Source organism: Maritimibacter fusiformis (assembly GCF_008086115.1).
GTDB classification, from domain to species: Bacteria; Pseudomonadota; Alphaproteobacteria; order Rhodobacterales; family Rhodobacteraceae; genus Muriiphilus; species Muriiphilus fusiformis.
The window spans coordinates 181,136-198,905 of sequence record NZ_VSIY01000009.1; the positions used below are offsets into that span (position 1 = coordinate 181,136).

The 17,770-nt window shown below is 64.4% G+C and carries 17 protein-coding genes; 3 read left to right on the top strand and 14 right to left on the bottom strand.

Features of this window, described 5'->3' with window-relative positions:
- Positions 1–16 precede the first annotated feature (16 nt).
- From FVF75_RS11490 to FVF75_RS11540, 11 genes are all read right to left on the bottom strand, one after another.
- A complete protein-coding gene (locus tag FVF75_RS11490) occupies positions 17–985 on the bottom strand; it encodes an ester cyclase (protein ID WP_148378121.1) in 969 nt (322 codons plus the stop codon).
- On the bottom strand, positions 982–1,965 hold the full coding sequence (locus FVF75_RS11495; protein WP_148378122.1) for a nuclear transport factor 2 family protein: 984 nt from the start codon (positions 1,963–1,965) through the stop codon (positions 982–984). Before FVF75_RS11495 ends, FVF75_RS11490 begins: the two co-directional genes overlap by 4 nt.
- A complete protein-coding gene (locus FVF75_RS11500) occupies positions 1,962–2,984 on the bottom strand; it encodes a nuclear transport factor 2 family protein (protein ID WP_148378123.1) in 1,023 nt (340 codons plus the stop codon). The genes FVF75_RS11495 and FVF75_RS11500 overlap by 4 nt, the downstream gene beginning before the upstream one ends.
- Entirely contained in the window at positions 2,985–4,001 is a 1,017-nt protein-coding gene (locus tag FVF75_RS11505) for a LacI family DNA-binding transcriptional regulator (protein ID WP_148378124.1), read from the bottom strand.
- The gene (locus FVF75_RS11510; protein ID WP_148378125.1) at positions 4,001–4,756 is read right to left on the bottom strand and encodes an SDR family NAD(P)-dependent oxidoreductase; all 756 of its coding nucleotides are present in this window, start codon (positions 4,754–4,756) and stop codon (positions 4,001–4,003) included. The genes FVF75_RS11505 and FVF75_RS11510 overlap by 1 nt, the downstream gene beginning before the upstream one ends.
- On the bottom strand, positions 4,753–6,081 hold the full coding sequence (hisD, locus tag FVF75_RS11515; protein ID WP_148378126.1) for a histidinol dehydrogenase: 1,329 nt from the start codon (positions 6,079–6,081) through the stop codon (positions 4,753–4,755). Before hisD (FVF75_RS11515) ends, FVF75_RS11510 begins: the two co-directional genes overlap by 4 nt.
- A gap of 14 nt (positions 6,082–6,095) precedes the next feature.
- Positions 6,096–6,581 (bottom strand): ester cyclase, encoded by a 486-nt coding sequence (locus FVF75_RS11520; protein ID WP_148378127.1) that lies wholly within the window; start codon positions 6,579–6,581, stop codon positions 6,096–6,098.
- Entirely contained in the window at positions 6,578–7,633 is a 1,056-nt protein-coding gene (locus tag FVF75_RS11525; RefSeq protein ID WP_148378128.1) for an ABC transporter ATP-binding protein, read from the bottom strand. Before FVF75_RS11525 ends, FVF75_RS11520 begins: the two co-directional genes overlap by 4 nt.
- A gap of 13 nt (positions 7,634–7,646) precedes the next feature.
- A complete protein-coding gene (locus FVF75_RS11530; protein ID WP_425463231.1) occupies positions 7,647–8,489 on the bottom strand; it encodes a carbohydrate ABC transporter permease in 843 nt (280 codons plus the stop codon).
- 51 nt (positions 8,490–8,540) lie between these two features.
- Positions 8,541–9,569: a carbohydrate ABC transporter permease gene (locus tag FVF75_RS11535; RefSeq protein WP_148378130.1), complete on the bottom strand. Its 1,029-nt coding sequence runs from the start codon at positions 9,567–9,569 to the stop codon at positions 8,541–8,543.
- Between the two features lie 92 nt (positions 9,570–9,661).
- Positions 9,662–10,900 carry an ABC transporter substrate-binding protein gene (locus FVF75_RS11540; RefSeq protein ID WP_148378131.1) on the bottom strand — a complete coding sequence of 413 codons (1,239 nt, stop codon included), beginning with the start codon at positions 10,898–10,900 and terminating at the stop codon, positions 9,662–9,664.
- 160 nt (positions 10,901–11,060) lie between these two features.
- Between FVF75_RS11540 and FVF75_RS11545 the strand changes: the two genes are divergently transcribed.
- Complete coding sequence (locus tag FVF75_RS11545) at positions 11,061–11,363, top strand: hypothetical protein (protein WP_148378132.1); 303 nt, start codon at positions 11,061–11,063, stop codon at positions 11,361–11,363.
- 178 nt (positions 11,364–11,541) lie between these two features.
- Positions 11,542–12,699: a nuclear transport factor 2 family protein gene (locus FVF75_RS11550; RefSeq protein WP_148378133.1), complete on the top strand. Its 1,158-nt coding sequence runs from the start codon at positions 11,542–11,544 to the stop codon at positions 12,697–12,699.
- Positions 12,700–12,828: 129 nt separating this feature from the next.
- Here FVF75_RS11550 and hisD (FVF75_RS11555) read toward each other — a convergent pair whose 3' ends face one another.
- Positions 12,829–14,124, bottom strand: coding sequence for a histidinol dehydrogenase (hisD, locus tag FVF75_RS11555; protein WP_148378134.1), 1,296 nt, complete (start codon positions 14,122–14,124; stop codon positions 12,829–12,831).
- Positions 14,125–14,599: 475 nt separating this feature from the next.
- Between hisD (FVF75_RS11555) and FVF75_RS11560 the strand changes: the two genes are divergently transcribed.
- A complete protein-coding gene (locus FVF75_RS11560; RefSeq protein ID WP_148378135.1) occupies positions 14,600–15,781 on the top strand; it encodes a serine hydrolase domain-containing protein in 1,182 nt (393 codons plus the stop codon).
- Positions 15,782–15,844: 63 nt separating this feature from the next.
- Here the strand turns inward: FVF75_RS11560 and FVF75_RS11565 are convergent, their stop codons facing one another.
- The gene (locus tag FVF75_RS11565) at positions 15,845–17,056 is read right to left on the bottom strand and encodes an ABC transporter permease (RefSeq protein WP_148378136.1); all 1,212 of its coding nucleotides are present in this window, start codon (positions 17,054–17,056) and stop codon (positions 15,845–15,847) included.
- A complete protein-coding gene (locus FVF75_RS11570) occupies positions 17,053–17,769 on the bottom strand; it encodes an ABC transporter ATP-binding protein (protein WP_281289611.1) in 717 nt (238 codons plus the stop codon). Before FVF75_RS11570 ends, FVF75_RS11565 begins: the two co-directional genes overlap by 4 nt.
- Position 17,770 lies beyond the last annotated feature (1 nt).

Consider the following 17,770-nt stretch of genomic DNA (forward strand, 5'->3'; position numbering starts at 1 on the left):
TGCACCGCGCGTGCGATCATTCCTTGCGCCCCTCGTGCAGCAGAATCTGTTTCCAGATGGCGACTTCGTCCCAAAGGCTCCATTCCCGGCGCAGCCCCCACGGGCCGAACTCGGCATGGGTAAAGCCCATGACATGCACCGGCGCGCCGGTCGGCGGACCGAACACACCGTGGCCGGTATGCGCGCCGTCCAGGCTCCAGCGGATGGCGGCGCGGTCGGGCTCGCCGGAATCCGATCGGCCGATCCGGTGATGAACCCGGAATTCGGCATCGGGAAAGGCGGTGCGAAGCTGCATCCACTGCGCTTCGGCGAAGGGGCGGCCCCAGCCGGTGGCGCCACCGGCATGATAGACATTGACGGCCCGGTCGTAGGTCTCGCCGATCACCGCGATATCGGCACCCATGATCCGGGTCAGGATGTCTGCCAGTCGTTCGCCCAACGGATGATCGTTGCCGGTGTCGGAATATGGCCCGGGACGGTCCTGATCGGGGGTGAAGGGGCGGATCGCCGTGTCGGGGCCGCCTTCGCGCTCGATCGTCGCGGCCGCCCAGTCGCGCGGGCTGTGGCCGAGCTGTTTCACCATCGACGAAAAATCATAGCAGAGCCATTCGTCTGTGATGACATCGTCCTGAACGAAACAGTCCGCGATGCAGCGGGTGGTGACCACCTTGCCGGTTGGTGCGCCGAACACGCCGTGGCCGGAATGGGTGCCGGTGATGACCGAGCGGTGTGACGACAGATAGCCATCCTTCTCGTTACCGGACCAGATCACGTCGTCGCCCAGGATCTGGCGATCGGGAAACGCCGCCTGCGCGGCCAGCGTGTCCTTGATGACGCCGTCGTTGCCGAGGATCAGCGCGGCGGTCGAGCGCATCACCATGTCCTTGCCGTAGCTTTCGCGCAGCGAGGCGATCTGGCGGCCTTCCCATATCTCGTAGGTCACGCCCTGGATGTAGTCCGGCAGATTGGCGAAACGTGACGTCATTCGACGGCCCCCGTATACAGGTGGATCTGTTTCCAAACCGCGACCTCGTCGATCACCGTGAATTCCCGGCGCAGGCCCCATTCGCCCCATTCGGCATGGGTCGCGCCCATGACGTGAACCTCGGCGCCGGTCGGCGTGCCGAAGAACCCCGGGCCGGAGTGGGTTCCGGTCAGCGACCAGCGCACGGCGGCGCGGTAGGGTGTGCCGGGATCGGCGCGGCCGATCTGGTGGTGGATCGCAAACGTCGCGGTCGGGAAGGACGAGCGCAGGCGCATCCAGTCGGTCTCGGCGAAGTGATGGGACCAGCCGCCGCGCGCGCCCCAATGTTCGGTGCGCACGGCGCGGTCGTATTCCTGGCGAATGACGGTAAAATCCTTGTTCATCATCCGGGTCAGGATGTCGGCCAGCCGCGCGCCCCATTCGTTGTCGTTGCCGCGCCCGGTATAGGGCCCCTCGACATCGTCGACCGGGTGGAACGGGCGCTGGCAGGTCTCGGGGCCACCCTCGGCGGCGATCTGGAAACGGGCGTAGTCGGCGGGGTCCCAGCCCAGCTGGCGCGCGATGCCGCCAACATCCCGGATCAGCCATTCGTCGTCGATGACCTCGGCCTTGGCGGCGCAATCGGCGATGGCGCGGATGGTAAAGCTCTTGCCGGTCGGCGCGCCGAACGCACCGTGCCCCGTATGGGTGCCCGAGGTCACCAGGCGATGCGAGGACAGATAGCGCCCCGGCTCGTCCGCGTCCTCGGACCAGATCACGTCCTCGCCAAGAAGCTGGCGGTCGGGAAACTCGGCCAGCGTCGCCAGCGTGCCGTCGATCACACCCGCATTGCCGCGCACCAGCCCTGACGGAAAGCGCATCGGGATATCCTTGCCATAATAGTGATGCAAGGTTGCAAGCCCGCGCTCTTCCCAGATCTCGTGCGTGATTTTCAGGATATAATCCGGCAGGTCACTGAACCGGCTTGAAAAACCCTTCATTCGTGAAGCCCCGTCTGCAGCAGGATCTGTTTCCAGATCGCGGTTTCGTCGATCAGCGTGTATTCGCGGCGGATGGTCGGTTCGCCCCAGTCGCCGGCGCCGGCGAAGGGGCCGAACTCGGCATGGCTCATGCCCATCACGTAGACCTCGGCACCGGTCGGGGTGCCGAAGCGGCCCCAGCCGTCGTGCTTGCCGTGCAGGCTCCAGCGGACCGCCGCCCGCGGCGCCAGCAGCGTATCGTCGCGCCCGATCACATGTTCGACCTTGAACGCCGCGTTCGGGAAAGCAGCGCGCAGACCCATCCAGAACTGGTCCGCCTCGGCCCACCCGACACCGTCAAGGCCACCGGGATAGTGCAGCGCGACCGCGCGGTCATAGCGTTGCGGGATCACGTTCATGTCGGCCGCCATGATCGCCTTCAGGGTATCGGCATACCGCTGTCCCCAAACGTCGTCGTTTCCGCGGCGGTCATAGGGGCCTGCCACGTCTGTGGCGGGCGTCATCGGCTGCACGCAGCGATCCGGCCCGCCCTCGCGTGCGATCAGATCGCGGGTCCACTCGACCACGTCGAAACCCATCTGGCGCAGGATGGCCGACTGGTCGCGCACCAGCCATTCGTCATAGACCGCGTCGTCGCGGATCGCGCAGTCGGCCAGGATGCGATAGCTCACCCGCCGCCCGGTGGGCTGGCCATACATGCCGGGGCGGATGTGTGTCGCGGTGCAGATCAGCCGATGCGAGGACAGGAACGCATCCGAGGTTTCGGTCGCGCCCTCGGGGTCATCGCACCAGATCACGTCCTCGCCCAACAGCGCGCGGTCGGGAAACTCGGCCAGCGTCGCCATCGTCGCGGCGGCCACGTTGCTGTTGTCGACCAGAACCGAGGCGGGCGAACGCACGATCAGACCGGGCGCGTAGCGGTGGCGGAGCGAGCCGATCCGGCGATCCTCCCAGATCTCCTTGGTGATGCCGATGATGAAATGTGGCACGTCCCGCCATTTCGGATCGAAGCCGCGCATTCAGGTCGCCTCCGGGTTTCTTGTTGAGCCGCGCAGGATGAGTTCGCCCGCCAGCTTCACCCGTTCGGTCGGCGTGTCCCCCGCCTCGATGCGCCGCAAGAGCGCCTCGACGGTGCAGGCGACCATGCGGTTGATCGGCTGCCGGTAGCTGGTCAGGTCGTAGGCCGGCCAGGCGGCGATCGGCACATCGTCGAACCCTGCGACGCTGACATCTTCGGGGATGCGCAGGCCGAGCTTGTGGCGGATCACGTCCATCACCGCGAAGGCCATGTGGTCGTTGCAGACGAACACCGCGTCGGGGCGGTCCTTGCCCGCGAACATCTCCAGCGCGGCGGCGCGGGCCTGGGCATACTCGAAGTTCCCCACCTCCCGGGCGGCCAGCGTCAGCCCCGCTGCCTCCAGCCCCTCGCGGAACCCGAGTTCGCGGTCGCGCTGGGTCGAGGCTTCCTCCAGCCCGGCGATATAGCCGATCCGTGTGTGGCCGGCGGCCGCGAAATGCGCCGCGATTGCCTGCCCGCCGAGGACATTGTCGGTCGTGACCGACGACATCCGGTCATCGTCCTGTTCGCGGTTGAACAGCACCACCGGGATACCGTGTTCGTGGCACCGTTTGGCCAGCACCGAGGACATCGACACCGAGGCAAGCACGATGCCGTCGACCTGGTAGTCGAGGATTTCCTTCATCACGCCCTGAACGTCGCCGACGGTCGGCGACGACATGAAGACCAGCACGTGGTAGCCGCGTTCCTGCAGTTTCACCGACAGGCGCTCGATCGCCTGCGGATAGAACTGGTTTTCGAGATAGGCGACCACGAGGCCGATGATCCGGCTGCGTCCGGTTATCATGGCGCGCGCCAGAACGTTGGGCCGGTAGCCAAGCTCCTCGGCGGCGCGGCGCACCTTTTCCCGGGTCGCCTTCGACACGCTCGCACCGGGGGTGAAAACCCGGCTGACCGCCGACTGGCTCACACCGGCGCGTTGCGCGACCTGAAGCGAGGTGACACGATCCTTTGCCATCAATCCGCCGTCCAACCTCCGTCAACCAGCAATGACGTGCCTGTTACCATCGCCGAGGCGTCCGAAGCCAGATAAAGAACCGCACCCATGATGTCCTCGACCTCGCCGATGCGGCCCAGCTTGATCTTGCTTTCGACCCAGGCCGCGCGTTCGGGGTTGTCGAAGGTCTGGGCGGTCAGCGGCGTGCGGATGAAGGTCGGGCAGATCGTGTTGACGCGGATCCGGCGCGGACCCCATTCGATCGCCATGGATTTCACCATGCCTTCAAGCCCGTGTTTCGAGGCGCTGTAGACGGCGCGGTCGATCCCACCGACATGGCCCATCTGGCTGCTTATGTGGATGATCGAGCCGCCCCTGTCGGGCATGTGCCGCGCGGTCTCGGTCGACAGGAAATACGCCGCCCGCAGGTTCACGCCCATCACCGCGTCATAATCGGCGGCTGTGGTCTCGAGCGCGGCGCTGTGGCGGGCAAGACCCGCGGAGTTCACGACGATGTCGAAACTGCGGCCCTTGAGCGCGCGCGACATCGCATCGAGATCGGCGATATCAAGCTCGAGGGCCTCGGCCGACCAACCCTCGGCGGCGATTTCGGCAACGGTCTCTTCCAGTCGGGCCACCCCCCGCGCGGCGCAGACCACATGCGCACCCGCCTCGGCCAGCGCCACGGCACAGGCGTGACCAATGCCCGACGAGGCACCGGTGACCAGCGCAAGCCGGCCATCGAGCCGCATCGAAGGGGTGCGCGGCAGGGTCACTGCGCGGCCTCGGTCAATTCCGCCGCTTCTCCGTAGGGCACGTTGACGCCGCCATAGCGGCGGACCCGCAGGTTGCACTGTTCGGCGTGGCCGACGAACCCTTCGAGCAGGCACAGGCGCGAGCCATAGGCCCCGATCATCGCCGCCGCCTCGTCGGTGGTGATGCGCTGATAGCTGTGGGTCTTCAGGTATTTGCCAACCCAAAGCCCGCCGGTATAGCGCCCGGCCTTCTTGGTCGGGAGTGTATGGTTGGTGCCGATCACCTTGTCGCCGTTGGCGACGTTGGTGCGCGGGCCGAGAAACAGCGCGCCGTAGCTCGTCATGTTCTCGAGATACCAGTCGTCGCGGTCGGTCATCACCTGCACATGCTCATAGGCCATGTCATTGGCGACCGCGAGCATCTCGTCATGGTCGTCGCACAGGATCACGTCACCGAAATCGCGCCAGCTCACCGAGGCGGTGTTCGCGGTCGGCAGGATCTCGAGGATGCGGTCGATCTCGACCAGGGTTTCCTCGGCCAGCCTGCGCGAATTGGTGATCAGGCAGGCGGGGCTGTTGTAGCCGTGTTCGGCCTGGCCCAGAAGGTCGGTGGCGCACATTTCCGCGTCGACCGTTTCGTCGGCGATCACCATGGTCTCGGTCGGACCGGCGAAGAGGTCGATGCCGACACGGCCGAAAAGCTGCCGCTTGGCCTCGGCAACAAAGGCATTGCCCGGCCCGACCAGCAGGTGCACCGGGTCGATGCTTTCGGTCCCCAGGGCCATCGCGCCGATCGCCTGGATACCGCCCAGGACATAGATTTCATGCGCGCCGCCGATGTGCATCGCCGCGATCACCGCCGGGTTGGGTTCACCGTTGAACGGCGGCGTGGCGGCGACGATCCGGGGCACGCCCGCGACCTTGGCGGTGGCCACCGACATATGCGCCGAGGCGACCATCGGGAACTTGCCGCCGGGCACGTAGCAGCCCACCGATTGCACCGGGATATTCTTGTGGCCCAGGATCACGCCCGGCAGGGTTTCGACCTCGATGTCCTTCATCGAGTCGCGCTGGGCGCGGGCGAAGTTCACCACCTGCTCCTGCGCGAAGCGGATGTCTGCCATGTCACGCGGGCTGACCTTGGCCACGATCGCCTCGATCTCGGCTTCGCTCAGGCGATAGCTGTCGCGGTCGTAGTCGTCGAACTTGACCGCAAGCTCGCGCACCGCCGCATCGCCGCGGGCCTCGATATCGGCCAGCGTCGCGGCCACCACGTCACGCACCTTGGCGTCGTCCTCGACCTTTTCGGCCTCGGGTTTACTGCGTTTGAGATAGGTAATCGTCATCTGTGCTGTCCTCGTTATACGGGTCGCGGCGGCGTTTTCTCGCCCCGGTCAAAACTCTCCCAGCCGTGGCCGTCGAACACGTCGACGCCAAGCTGGGCCAATACATGCGGGAAATCGACCGACACCCAGTTGTCCGCGATCTTGCCGTCCTCGACCTTCCAGAAATCCATGTAGGGGATCGTCACGCGCTTGCCGGTCGGGGCGATCCCCATGAAGCTGCCGGAATGCGTCGCCTCGATGTGGCCGAAACACGATGCCCAGCCGTCCTCGCAGATGAACCGTTCGGTCTTGTATTCCCGCTTTGTGAAGGCGGCGCGCAAGGGCAGCTGCCAGTTGGTGCGAAACGCCGCGAGTCCCGTCTTGGTGCCGCAGCCCCGGTTGCCCATCCATCGGAAATCGTCGTGGAAATGAGCCGCCATGTCGTTGGAATTGGCGCCCAGCGCCGCCTCCATCCGAAGAATGACCTGGCGCGTGGCGTCGGCTTTTTCATCGGCGTTCATCGGTCGTCGATCCTTTCCCCGGATGCTGTATCGAACAGGTGGCAGATGCTGGCGGGGATGCGGGCATGCACGATGTCGCCGATTTCGGCCCGGTATTCCTTGTTGGTCTTGATCGACACCAACGCGCCGCCCAGACGCCAGGTGATCATCGACGCCTCGCCCAGCAACTCGATTGAATACATCGGCGCCGCGATCTGGCCCTGGTCCTCGACGATTTCGGCGTCCTCGGCACGAAAGCCCAGCGTGACGTTGCCCGAAGGTCCGGCGGGCAGGCCCTCGACATGGATGCCGTCGCCCTGAAACACGCCTTTTTCGAGCTTGCCTTCGACCAGGTTCATCGCCGGAGAGCCGATGAAACTGGCCACGAAGGTATTGGCGGGCGTGTCATAGATTTCGGTGGGGGTGCCGACCTGCTGGATCTTGCCGGCGTTCATCACCACGACCCGGTCGGCAAGCGTCATCGCCTCGATCTGGTCATGGGTCACGTAGACCGTGGTGGTCTTGAGCTTGGATTGCAGGTTCTTGATCTGCGCCCGCGTGCTCACGCGCAGCTTGGCATCGAGGTTGGACAGGGGCTCGTCCATCAGGAACACCGTCGGCTTGCGCACGATGGCGCGGCCGAGCGCAACGCGCTGGCGCTGGCCGCCCGACAGCTCCGCCGGGCGACGGTCCATGAAGTCCTGAAGTTCCACCATCTCGATGGCCTTCATCACCATGTCGCGGTGCTTTTCCTTCGGCACCTTCCGAACCCGCAGCGGAAAGCGGATGTTCTCGTAGACCGAGAGGTTCGGATAGAGCCCGTAGGACTGGAACACCATCGAGATGTCGCGGTCCTTGGGTTCGAGATTGTTGACCATGCGGTCGCCCAGCCAGATCTCACCCTCGGTGACATCCTCCAGCCCGGCGATCATGCGCATCGTGGTCGACTTGCCGCAGCCCGACGGCCCCAGCAGGACAAGGAATTCCTGGTCGGCAATGTCGAGGTCGAAATTGTCGACGCCGACGAAAGAGCCCCAACGCTTGTTGACGTTCTTGAGTTGCAGTCTGGCCATCGGTCAGGCCTCCTTATCCCTTGACGGCGCCGGCGGTCAGGCCGCTGACGATCTGGCGTTGGAAGAACAGAATGAGTGCGAACAGCGGCACGATCGCGGAAACCACGGCGGCCACCGCATACATCACCTTGCCCTCTTCCTGGGTCGAGCCGAGGAAGCTGTTGATCTTCGGGATCATCGTCGCGTTCTCCTGTGTCAGGAGCATCGAGGTGACGGTGAAGTCGTTGTAGGCAAGCAGGAAGCTGAACAGCCCAGTGGTGATCACGCCCGGCCACATGACCGGGATGATCGCCAGCCGGAACGCCTGGAACCGGGTGCAGCCATCGACCATCGCGGCCTCGTCCAGATCCTTCGGGATCGACAGGAAGAACGAGTGCAGCATCCACAGCGTGAACGGCTGGTTGATCGCGACCAGCACGATGATCGTGGTCGGCAGGAACCCCCAGATGTTGAGTTGGAAGAACGGCAGCAGGTAGCCCGACACCAGCGTCACATGCGGCATGGCGCGAAACACCAGCGCCGCCATCAGAAGCCAGAAGGTGTATTTGAACCCCGACCGCGCCAGCGCATAGCCGCCAAGCGTGCCCAGCGTCAGCGAGATGATCACGACGAACAGGGTAACGATCGCGGTATTGACCACGGAGCGCCAGAATTCCTGCTGGATCCAGGCGCCTTCATAGCCGGCCAGTGTGAAGGCGCTGCCGTGCTGGCGTTGGGTGACCGGTCCGGTGATCGCGTTCATCCAGTCGGCGCGCGAAAAGAAATCGCCCTCGACCTTGAACGAACCCCACATGGTCCACAGGAACGGAAAGGCCGCAACGACCAGCCAGAACAGCACGAACACGGTGGACAGCATGACCAGCGACGGAGGCTTTCTTTTGGCGAGACTTGACATTGGCGGCTTCCCTCAGGTCTTGCGGTTGAATTCGCGCCAGTTGCGGCGCAGCACCGGCAGAAGCAGGATGATCACGCCGATGATGGTCAGCATCGACGTTGCGGCGGCCGATCCGAACAGCGGCGATTCCGCGGCGCGCAGATCGTTGTAGATCAGATAGCTCAGCGAGGTCGCGCTGGCCGCGGCCGAGAAGCCGATGATCGGCTCGAACACCCGGAAGTTGTCCATCAGTTGCATCAGCGCGATGAAGGTCGCGAGCGGCATGAGATAGGGAATGGTCACGAACCTCACCCGCTCCCAGCGGCTGGCGCCATCGACCATGGCGGATTCCAGCGTGTCCTGCGGCACGGTCTGAAGACCGGCGTAGAACACCACGAAGGCGAACGGCGCCGAATGCCAGACGCCATAGACGAACAGCGTCACCCACGTCAGCGCCGGCGAGGCCTTGAGCGACAGGCTCGGATCGGAAAACAGCGCCTGAAGCGCCGCCCCGATGATCCCGCGCGAGTCGATCATCCAGAACAGGACCAGCGACCCGACCAGGGGCGTGACGATCATCGGCAACAGCGAGAAGAAGATCACCGGACCCTTCAGAAACCTCGGGATCGAGTTCACGACCAGCGCGATGATGAAGCCCAGGATGATGACAAGGGGGGTGACGATGAAGGTATAGGCCAGCGTGAAGATCAGCGCCTTGTAGAACGGCAGGTTCATGATCCGGGTGCGGATTTCCGTGAAGTTGTCGCTGGTGGCGAAGATCTCGGTGATCTCGTCGAAAGCGAGGTGGCTGGCGTTGGTATAGGTGCCCAGTCCGTTGTAACGCCCGGCGGGCTTCTCGGCGCGCAGGTCGGCCATCGCGGCGGAGTCGACACTGACTTCGGCGGTGCAGCCGAACGGGCCGCAGGTTTCGGTCTCGATCAGGATCTGCTCGTGCTCGATGAACAGCGACTGATACCCGACCGACAGGATCGGCAACGCGATGAAGAGGATCATCGCCAGGAGCGACGGCCAGATGAAGGCCATGAAGGTCTTGTGTGGCATGAAGTCCTCCTGCCGCGCGGACGGCGGGCGCAGAGCATGGGGTCATCGAGGGGCAGAGGCAGGGGGCGCCGCGCGCCCCCTGCTCGGGCAATCTAGTTCAGAAAGCCCGCTTCGGTCGCGGCGGTCGTGTAGGCCGCGGTCACGTCGGCCAGCGCCTGTTCGGCGCTTTCCTTGCCTTGCAGGAATTCCGCCAGGTTGTCGCCCAGCGCGGTGTGCAGCAGCCCCATGTAGGGCAACATCGGATAGGGACGTGCACCCGCCTGCAGATCGGCGATCACGCCAGAGGCGGCCTTTGTCGGCTCATAGCCGTCGATCAGCCACACGGCGGCGTCGAGGTTCTCGGCCATCATCTCGGGCGACAGCCCGTTCATCATCGCGCGGAACGAGGCTTCGGCGTCTTCATCCGAGATGTTCTTGGCGATGGTGAAGCCGTCCCACCAAAGTGCGGCAGACGGGATCGTGTTGTCACCGATCGTCGGTGCGGCGGCGAACGAGGTGGCTTTTGCGATGTCCGGGGCCGGGCCGGACTCGTCGATCATCGCACCGGCGCGTGAACCCCAGGCGATGGTCAGGGCAACCTCGCCCGCCTCCCAGACCGGCTTGGTCGAGTTGCTGTCGTAGGTGACCCAGTCGGCGCTCATGTAGTCGACCATGCGCTTCATGTTCTCGAGAACCAGAAGCCCGTCGGCGTTGTCGATTGCCAGCTTGGCCGAGCCCGGCTCGAAGAAGTCGTTGCCGGTGCCGAGATACATGTTGACGAATTCCGCCGCGAGGTTCCATCCCGGCATGAAGTTCGACGAGATCGGCGTTTCCATCACCCCCGCCTCGCGCAGCATTTCGGCGGCCGCGAACATATCCTCGTAGCTCGTGGGCACTGCAATGCCGTTCGCTGACAGGATGTCTTCGCGATACTGGAGGTGCTGGGCGTTGGCCATGAACGCGATCGCCATGATCTTGCCGTCGACCACGATCTTCTGGCTGTCGAGAAGCTGATCGCCCCACTTCGCGACATATTCGTCGAGCGGGCGGATCAGGTCGTCGTTCAGCAGAGGCACGATCGAGTTCGTCGCCACCACGGCGACGGTGTAGCTGGCGGGATTCGTGGTCAGCGCCGGAACCTGAACGTTCTTGTGTTCCTCGGTCTGGTTCTTGGTCACCTCGACGGTGGCGCTGGCGCATTTCTCGGCCCATTCGGCAACCGCGTGCAGCGCCGCGAAGTCGTTCGACAGAATGCGGACCGAGCCGCTTTCGATGCCGCAATCGGCCCACGCGCCGCCCGCCGTCGCCAGCAGCACGCCGGCCGCGACAGTCGATTTCAACTTGAAGTTCATTCCGGTTTCTCCCGTCAGTTCGTAGCGCCGCGTTTGCCGCCAGCGGCGGTCCCGTGCGCATTTCTATTCAGTCTCCCCGGCCAGATACCTTGCCCGGCAGAAGATCAGGGTAGCGATATTTGACTACGATTGCAATTCCTACTTTTCTCATGCACGAAACATGCGAAAGCTGGTGGACCGGGCGGTGGATGTGACTGCCACGCCAACAGATTTCGCCCGCATCAGATTGGATACGGCGATCATGCCAATTGGCTGCGGGGTCGATTTCAGACACGGCAAAACGCACGGACTCCACTTCGATCCCCCGGCACCGAAAGTGGAAGACTTCGCCGAAAAGCCGCCCTTTCGCCGTGCTTTCTTTCATTTACAGGTGTTTTTTCAGCTATTTGGCGACGAAACTACTGCCACGCGTTCCCACGACGGACCGCCGTCAGCCCTGCCAGGGACCGAATCGCGCCGTTAAAACACGACTGTGCAACCCCAACGTGACCGCGCCGTTCGGCATCCGCACCCCATTCGCCTGCCCGGCCGGTTGCGGCCCGAATTCCGAATGTGATTGTTGCATTCGTATTCCTTTCATGCTCCAGTATCGTCGAAACAACCCCCGACCGGATTCCCACCAGACCTGACAGGAAAGCGATATGGCAACCAAGGACGAGGGGCCCGAGAGCCCCGCCAGAACACCGAAACACGCAGTTCTCCAGGTCGAGCGACGCGACTTTGTCGACCTTGTTCCCGAGAACCGCGAACGCGCGCAGCCGATGCAGGGGTTCGACCCGATCTATACCGACATCGTGGACTATATCGTGCGCTGCACGCACCGGATCTGGGACGAGCGCGATGTCGGCCTGATCTACACTCACTATACGCACAACTGCGTCGTCTATCACGCCACGGGCACGATCTATAACCGCGAGGACGTGGTGCATGACACGATCAAGCGGATGTTCATGCTGCCCGAGCGGCGCGGCATGGCCACCCAGGTGATCTGGAACGGGAACGACAAGGACGGATTCTATACCTCGCACCTCGTGACCGGCTCCGGGCGCCACACCCAGCCGGGCATCTACGGCAAGCCGACCGGGCGCACCTTCGTCGCGCGCACCATTGCCGACTGCATGGTCCACGCCAACAAGATCTACCGCGAATGGCTGGTGGTCGACACGATGGCGCAGGTCAAACAGATCGGGCTCGACCCGCAGGCCTATGCCGAGGATCTCGCCCGGCCCTATTTCGAGAAAGGTCTGCTGGCCATCGACATGGGCGAAAACCGCCGGCTGATCGGGCAATACCCGCCCGAGACCAAACCCGACACCTCGATCGCCAACACCGATCTGGAACGCGAGGTTCTGGAGTGGCTGCACGAGATTCACAACCGGCGCATGTTCGGCAAGATCCGCGAGGTCTATGCCCCCACGGTCCAGTATCATGGCCCGCTGATGAAGGAACTCTATGGCCACGGCGCGGTGACGCACCAGACTGTCGGTCTCTATGCCTCGATCCCGGACGGGTTCTTCATGCCGCAGCACATCTGCTCAACCCCCTGCGACGAGGGCGGCACCAAGGTTGCGGTGCGCTGGTTGATCGAGGGGCACCACCTCGGCTGGGGTGTTCTGGAAGAGCTTGGCGCGCCCACCGGCAAGCGCCTGCAGGTCATGGGCATGACGCATTTCCACATCAAGGACGGCAAGGTCGTCGACGACTGGACCAACTACGACGAGATGTCGCTTCTGATGCAGGTGAAGCTGGCGCAGATGGCCGACCGCGACTCGGCGGTTCTTGTCGACGACGAAGCCTGACAACACCGCGTGGCGCGGTTGCGGATCGGGGCGGGGTGTCGCACGCGCGTAGCTTGGCGGTGACGTTGCCAGCCCTGCGCATCGCGCAGGTTTCCGATCCCGCGCAAAAGCCGCGGGATCGGACCATGTTCACTCTGCCGTCGCCTGAAGGCGGTCCAGCCGGATCTGCGCGGCGCGGCGATGCCCGTCGAGCCCTTCGCTGGCGCTTTGGCGCACCGCCGGCGGTGCGACCTGGCGCACGCCTTCGGGTTCAAGCCATTGATGCGTCGCAACCTTCATGTAGGCCCCGACCCACAAGCCGCCGGTATAGCGCCCCGCCGCCATCGTCGGCAGCGTGTGGTTGGTGCCGCAGCACTTGTCGGAATAGACCACGCTGGCCATCTCGCCGATGAACAGCGATCCGTAGTTACGCAGTTTCTGCGCCAGCGCATGCGCATCGGCGGTGTGGATCTGAAGATGCTCGGCGGCGATGTGGTCGGAATAGGCGATCATCGCCGCCTCGTCGTCGCAGACCGCGATTTCGCCGTAGTCGCGCCAGGCCTGGGCGGCGGTTTCGGCGGTCGCGAGGTCATGCAACTGGCGCGCCACCTCGTCCTCGACCGCCTGCGCCAGCGCCGCGTCGGTGGTGATCAGCCCGACACGGGTGCGCACGTCATGCTCGGCCTGGGCCAGAAGATCGGTGGCGATCATCTCGGCGTCGCCGGTCCGGTCGGCGAGGATGTAGATCTCGGACGGGCCGGCCAGCTGGTCGATGCCTACCGGGCCGAACACCTGACGCTTGGCCTCGTTCACGAAGGCGTTGCCTGGACCGACGATCTTGTTCACCGCCGGCACGGTTTCGGTCCCGAAGGCCATCGCCGCAATCGCCTGCGCCCCACCGATGCGGAAGATCCGGTCGGCGCCGGACAGGTGGCAACCCGCGATCATCGCCCGGTGCGCGTTCGGCGGCAGGCAGGCGATGACCTCGTCGACACCCGCGACCTTGGCCGGAACGATGGTCATCACCGGCGCGGACAACAGCGGATAGCGTCCCCCCGGCACGTAGCAGCCAACCCGTTCGATCGGCAGGATACGGTGGCCAAGGTGCACGCCGTCGCGGATCTCGATCTCGAGCGGCAGCATCGTGGCGAGTTGCGCCTCGGCAAAGCGGCGGACGTTGTCGATGGCAAATTCGGTGTCGGCGCGGGTCTGGGGATCGAGTTCGTCGACGGCGGCACGCCGCTCATCCGGCCCGACCTCGAAGGCCGTCAGGTCGCTGCCGTCGAACCTGGCGGCAAACTCGGCCACCGCGGCATCGCCACGGCTGCGCACCGCGGCGAGCACGTCGCTCACGGTCGTCTGGATGTCCGACATTCCCGAAACCGATGTGTCCTGCGGCGCCCGGATCTGGCGGACGCCCGCGATGGGCAATGGGCTGGTTGGCATGTCGTATCCTTTCATGTTTGGGGTGCTGGTGCGGCTCGACTCAACTACTAGTCCAAAACCGGCTTTTTGCAAACGTTATCAATCACGATACTTGCGGTGAAATCCAAGCGTTGAAGCAGCAAACCGTGCGCTTGGCACTTTGCGCCCGGGTGCGCCATCGGCGCGTGACAGGTCATCCTGTCTGCGTAATGAGAGAATTCAGGCGATTATGGGTAAAGGCGCCTGCGTGCCGATGCGCCACTCGGCGTGACCTGCCAGAAATCGGCCAAGCCCGCCCCGGTGGCAACATGCGAGAAAACCTTGCATTCGATTGCATCCGAACACAGGCTGCGTTTGGGAGTCGGCGCATCCCGATTCGGTCGCATCGGGCGCGGCGATGGATTTCGCCGGGAGTAACCGAGGCGCTCCCCGACCGGGTGGCGATCTGGATACAGATCCGGCTACAGACAACACGGATGACGATGAGGCGTAGTCGATGGACGACAACCTGACCGGTTTCGAGGAAACGTTCGGTTTCACGCGGCGCGAGGTCGGGCTCGACAACTGGCGCAAGGCGCCGTTCAGCCGATGGGCGTTCTCGCATGTCCGCGAAATCGTCCCGACCGCGCCGATCAATACGCGTCGAACAAATCAATCCGCACCCGACTTCGGCACGCTGCTGGGCGAGCGGGCGGATGACGACGCCACTGGCGCGACCATAGCGGAACAGATCAAGGCGCTCGACACCGACGTGTTGCTGGCCTGCAAGGACGGGCGCCCGGTCGCGCTCTGGCAAGCGCCGCATGCCGACGCCAACGACCCGCACCTGATCTTTTCCGTCTCCAAGTCCGTGACCGGCCTGATCGCCGGGGCGTTGGCGGCGGCGGGCGCGCTCGACCTCGGTGCGCCGGTGATCGACCTCGTTCCCGAAGCCGCCGGATCTGCCTTCGCCGATGCCAGCGTCCGCAACCTGCTCGACATGCGCGTCTCGCTCGAGATCGACGAGGTCTATGGCGACGATGCCGGGTGGGGCGGGCGCTATTGCCGGGCGGTTCTGTGGGATCCGCCGGTTCCCGGCGAGGACATCGACCACCTGTCGCTGCTGCTTGCCATCGGCAAGGGGCACGAGGCGCATGGCGGGCCGTTCCGCTACCGCTCGGCCAATTCCGATCTGCTGGGTGTGGTGATCGAACGCGCCGCCGGCCAGCCGTTCAACGGGGTCGCGGCGAACCTGCTGTGGACGCCGGTGCAGGGACAGGGCGAGGCCAGCATCACGGTCGACCGGCGCGGCATGGCGCAGTCGGCCGGGGGTATTTCCTGCACCGCTTTCGACCTGGCCCGGCTGGGCGACCTCCTGCGCACCGAGGGCGTCGCCGATGGCAACCAAGTGCTGCCCGCGGCCTTCGTCCATGACACGCTGCACGGCGGCGACGCCGATGCCTGGCGCGCGGGCGACTGGGGCAAGACCATGCCGGGGCATCGCTACCGCAACCAGTGGTATGCCCGCGGCGATGCCGATGGTTGCCTCTTCGCCAAGGGCATTCACGGACAGTGGGTCCACGTGAACCCGGCGCGTCGGACCACGATCGTCAAGCTTTCGAGCCAGGATGTCGCGAAGGCCGACAGCATGAACGCGGCCACGCTGGCCCTGCTCGACACGCTGGCGGCGCGGATCTAGATCGCGCCAAACCTTTCCGCATGACTTGGCCCGGGTGTTTTCCAACCGGCATCCGGTTGTCGGCTACTGGTGGCGCAGGGCTTCGATCGGGTCGAGTTTTGCCGCCCGACGCGCCGGGAAATACCCGAAAATGATGCCGACGACGAACGAGAACAGAAACGCACCCGCGACCACCAGCGGGTTTGGCTGGAACGGAATCGCCAGCAGGTTCGAGGCAAGGGCCGCCAGGCCCAACCCAAGAACGATGCCGATCAGCCCGCCGATCATCGACAGCACGATCGCCTCGACCAGGAATTGCATCAACACCTGGCTGGCCTGCGCCCCTACGGCCAGTCGAATGCCGATTTCACGGGTGCGTTCGGTGACCGAGACCAGCATGATGTTCATGATCCCGATGCCGCCGACCAGCAGGCTGACCGCCGCCACCGCCGACAGAAGACCGGTCAGAACGTTGGTGATGCCGCTCAGCATCGACGCGATCTGTTTCATGTCCATGATGCTGAAATCGTCGTCCTCGCCCTCGCCGATGCGCCTTCGTTCGCGCATCAGGGCCTCGATTTCGACCTTGGCGCGGGTGGTGGATTGGCCGTCGCGCACCGAGACGTAGATCATCGAGATGTCGTCGCTGCCCGTCACCCGGCGCATGAAGGTCTTGATCGGAAGGGCCAGCACATCGTCCTGGTCCATCCCGAAGGACGATGCGCCCTTGGCTTCGAGCAGCCCGACGACCTCGCAGGTGAGAGCATTGAGGCGGATGGTTTCGCCAATCGGGTTGGTGTTGCCGAACAGGTTCTGGCGCAGGGTTTCGCCCAGGATGCAGACCGATCTGCCGGATTGTTCCTCGCTGGCCAGAAACGCGCGCCCCATCACGATCGGCCAGTCGATCGCCGCAAGATAGCGGTTGTCAGTGCCTACAACGGTGGTTCTCGCGCTTTGAGCGCCGTAGATCGCCATCGTCGAGGATTGTCCATAAGGCGCCGCGGTCTCGACGATGCCGATCTGTTCGATGATCGCATCCACGTCCTTGAGGGTGAATGCCTTGGCAACCGTTCTCGAACCCGGCCCCTGCTGTCCGCCGCCGCCCGGCATCACCATCAGGATGTTGGTGCCCAGCTTCTCAACATCAGAGGTGACCTGACGCGACGATCCTTCGCCCACCGTGACCATCGCGATGACCGCAGCTACGCCGATCACGATGCCCAGAACCGTGAGGGTCGAACGCATGGTGTTGCGAAAGATCGCCTGAACCGCCAGCCGGATGGTTTCCAGAATCATCGTCCGGACCCTCCGTGCCGCGGTTTTCCGTCACGCTCGACCTTGCCATCGACCATCCAGATCAGGCGATGGGCATATTCGGCCATATCCTCTTCGTGGGTGACCATCACAATGGTCATCCCGTCCTTTTCGTTCAGGTCGCGCAGGACCTCCATGATCTCGCGCGACATCCTGGTGTCGAGGTTGCCGGTCGGCTCGTCGGCCAGGATCAGTTCGGGGCTGCCCACCAGGGCCCGCGCAATGGCGACGCGCTGTTGCTGGCCGCCGGACAATTCGGAGGGGTCGTGGTGTTCGCGCCCTTTCAGCCCGACCTTCGCAAGCGCCTCGAGCGCCAGTTGCCTGCGCTCGGCCCTGCCCACACCCTTGTAGACCAGGGGCAACTCGACGTTGTCGAGCGCCGACGTGCGGGGCAGCAGGTTGTAGCCCTGAAACACGAAACCGAAATAGTTGCGGCGCAACAGCGCGAGCTGGTCGCGGTCGAGGCTGGCAACCGGCACGCCGCTGAACAGGTATTCCCCCGACGTCGGGCTGTCGAGGCACCCGATCAGGTTCATGGCGGTCGACTTGCCCGATCCTGACGGCCCCATGATCGCAACGAAATCGCCTTCCGCGATCTTGAAGCTCGCACCGTCCAATGCCCGCACTTCGGCCTCGCCGTGGCCGTAGATTTTCGAGACATCGCGAAATTCGATCAAGGGGATGGCGGCGGCCACG

Bases quoted from the DNA above. Each gene is read 5' to 3' on its own strand.
- FVF75_RS11565 (WP_148378136.1), bottom strand. From the start codon at position 17,056: ATGATTCTGGAAACCATCCGGCTGGCGGTTCAGGCGATCTTTCGCAAC.
- FVF75_RS11520 (WP_148378127.1), bottom strand. From the start codon at position 6,581: ATGAACGCCGATGAAAAAGCCGACGCCACGCGCCAGGTCATTCTTCGG.
- FVF75_RS11550 (WP_148378133.1), top strand. From the start codon at position 11,542: ATGGCAACCAAGGACGAGGGGCCCGAGAGCCCCGCCAGAACACCGAAA.
- FVF75_RS11535 (WP_148378130.1), bottom strand. From the start codon at position 9,569: ATGCCACACAAGACCTTCATGGCCTTCATCTGGCCGTCGCTCCTGGCG.
- FVF75_RS11530 (WP_425463231.1), bottom strand. From the start codon at position 8,489: ATGCTGTCCACCGTGTTCGTGCTGTTCTGGCTGGTCGTTGCGGCCTTT.
- FVF75_RS11540 (WP_148378131.1), bottom strand. From the start codon at position 10,900: ATGAACTTCAAGTTGAAATCGACTGTCGCGGCCGGCGTGCTGCTGGCG.
- FVF75_RS11500 (WP_148378123.1), bottom strand. From the start codon at position 2,984: ATGCGCGGCTTCGATCCGAAATGGCGGGACGTGCCACATTTCATCATC.
- FVF75_RS11490 (WP_148378121.1), bottom strand. From the start codon at position 985: ATGACGTCACGTTTCGCCAATCTGCCGGACTACATCCAGGGCGTGACC.
- FVF75_RS11545 (WP_148378132.1), top strand. From the start codon at position 11,061: ATGCGAAAGCTGGTGGACCGGGCGGTGGATGTGACTGCCACGCCAACA.
- FVF75_RS11525 (WP_148378128.1), bottom strand. From the start codon at position 7,633: ATGGCCAGACTGCAACTCAAGAACGTCAACAAGCGTTGGGGCTCTTTC.
- FVF75_RS11495 (WP_148378122.1), bottom strand. From the start codon at position 1,965: ATGAAGGGTTTTTCAAGCCGGTTCAGTGACCTGCCGGATTATATCCTG.
- FVF75_RS11505 (WP_148378124.1), bottom strand. From the start codon at position 4,001: ATGGCAAAGGATCGTGTCACCTCGCTTCAGGTCGCGCAACGCGCCGGT.
- hisD (WP_148378134.1), bottom strand. From the start codon at position 14,124: ATGCCAACCAGCCCATTGCCCATCGCGGGCGTCCGCCAGATCCGGGCG.
- FVF75_RS11560 (WP_148378135.1), top strand. From the start codon at position 14,600: ATGGACGACAACCTGACCGGTTTCGAGGAAACGTTCGGTTTCACGCGG.
- hisD (WP_148378126.1), bottom strand. From the start codon at position 6,081: ATGACGATTACCTATCTCAAACGCAGTAAACCCGAGGCCGAAAAGGTC.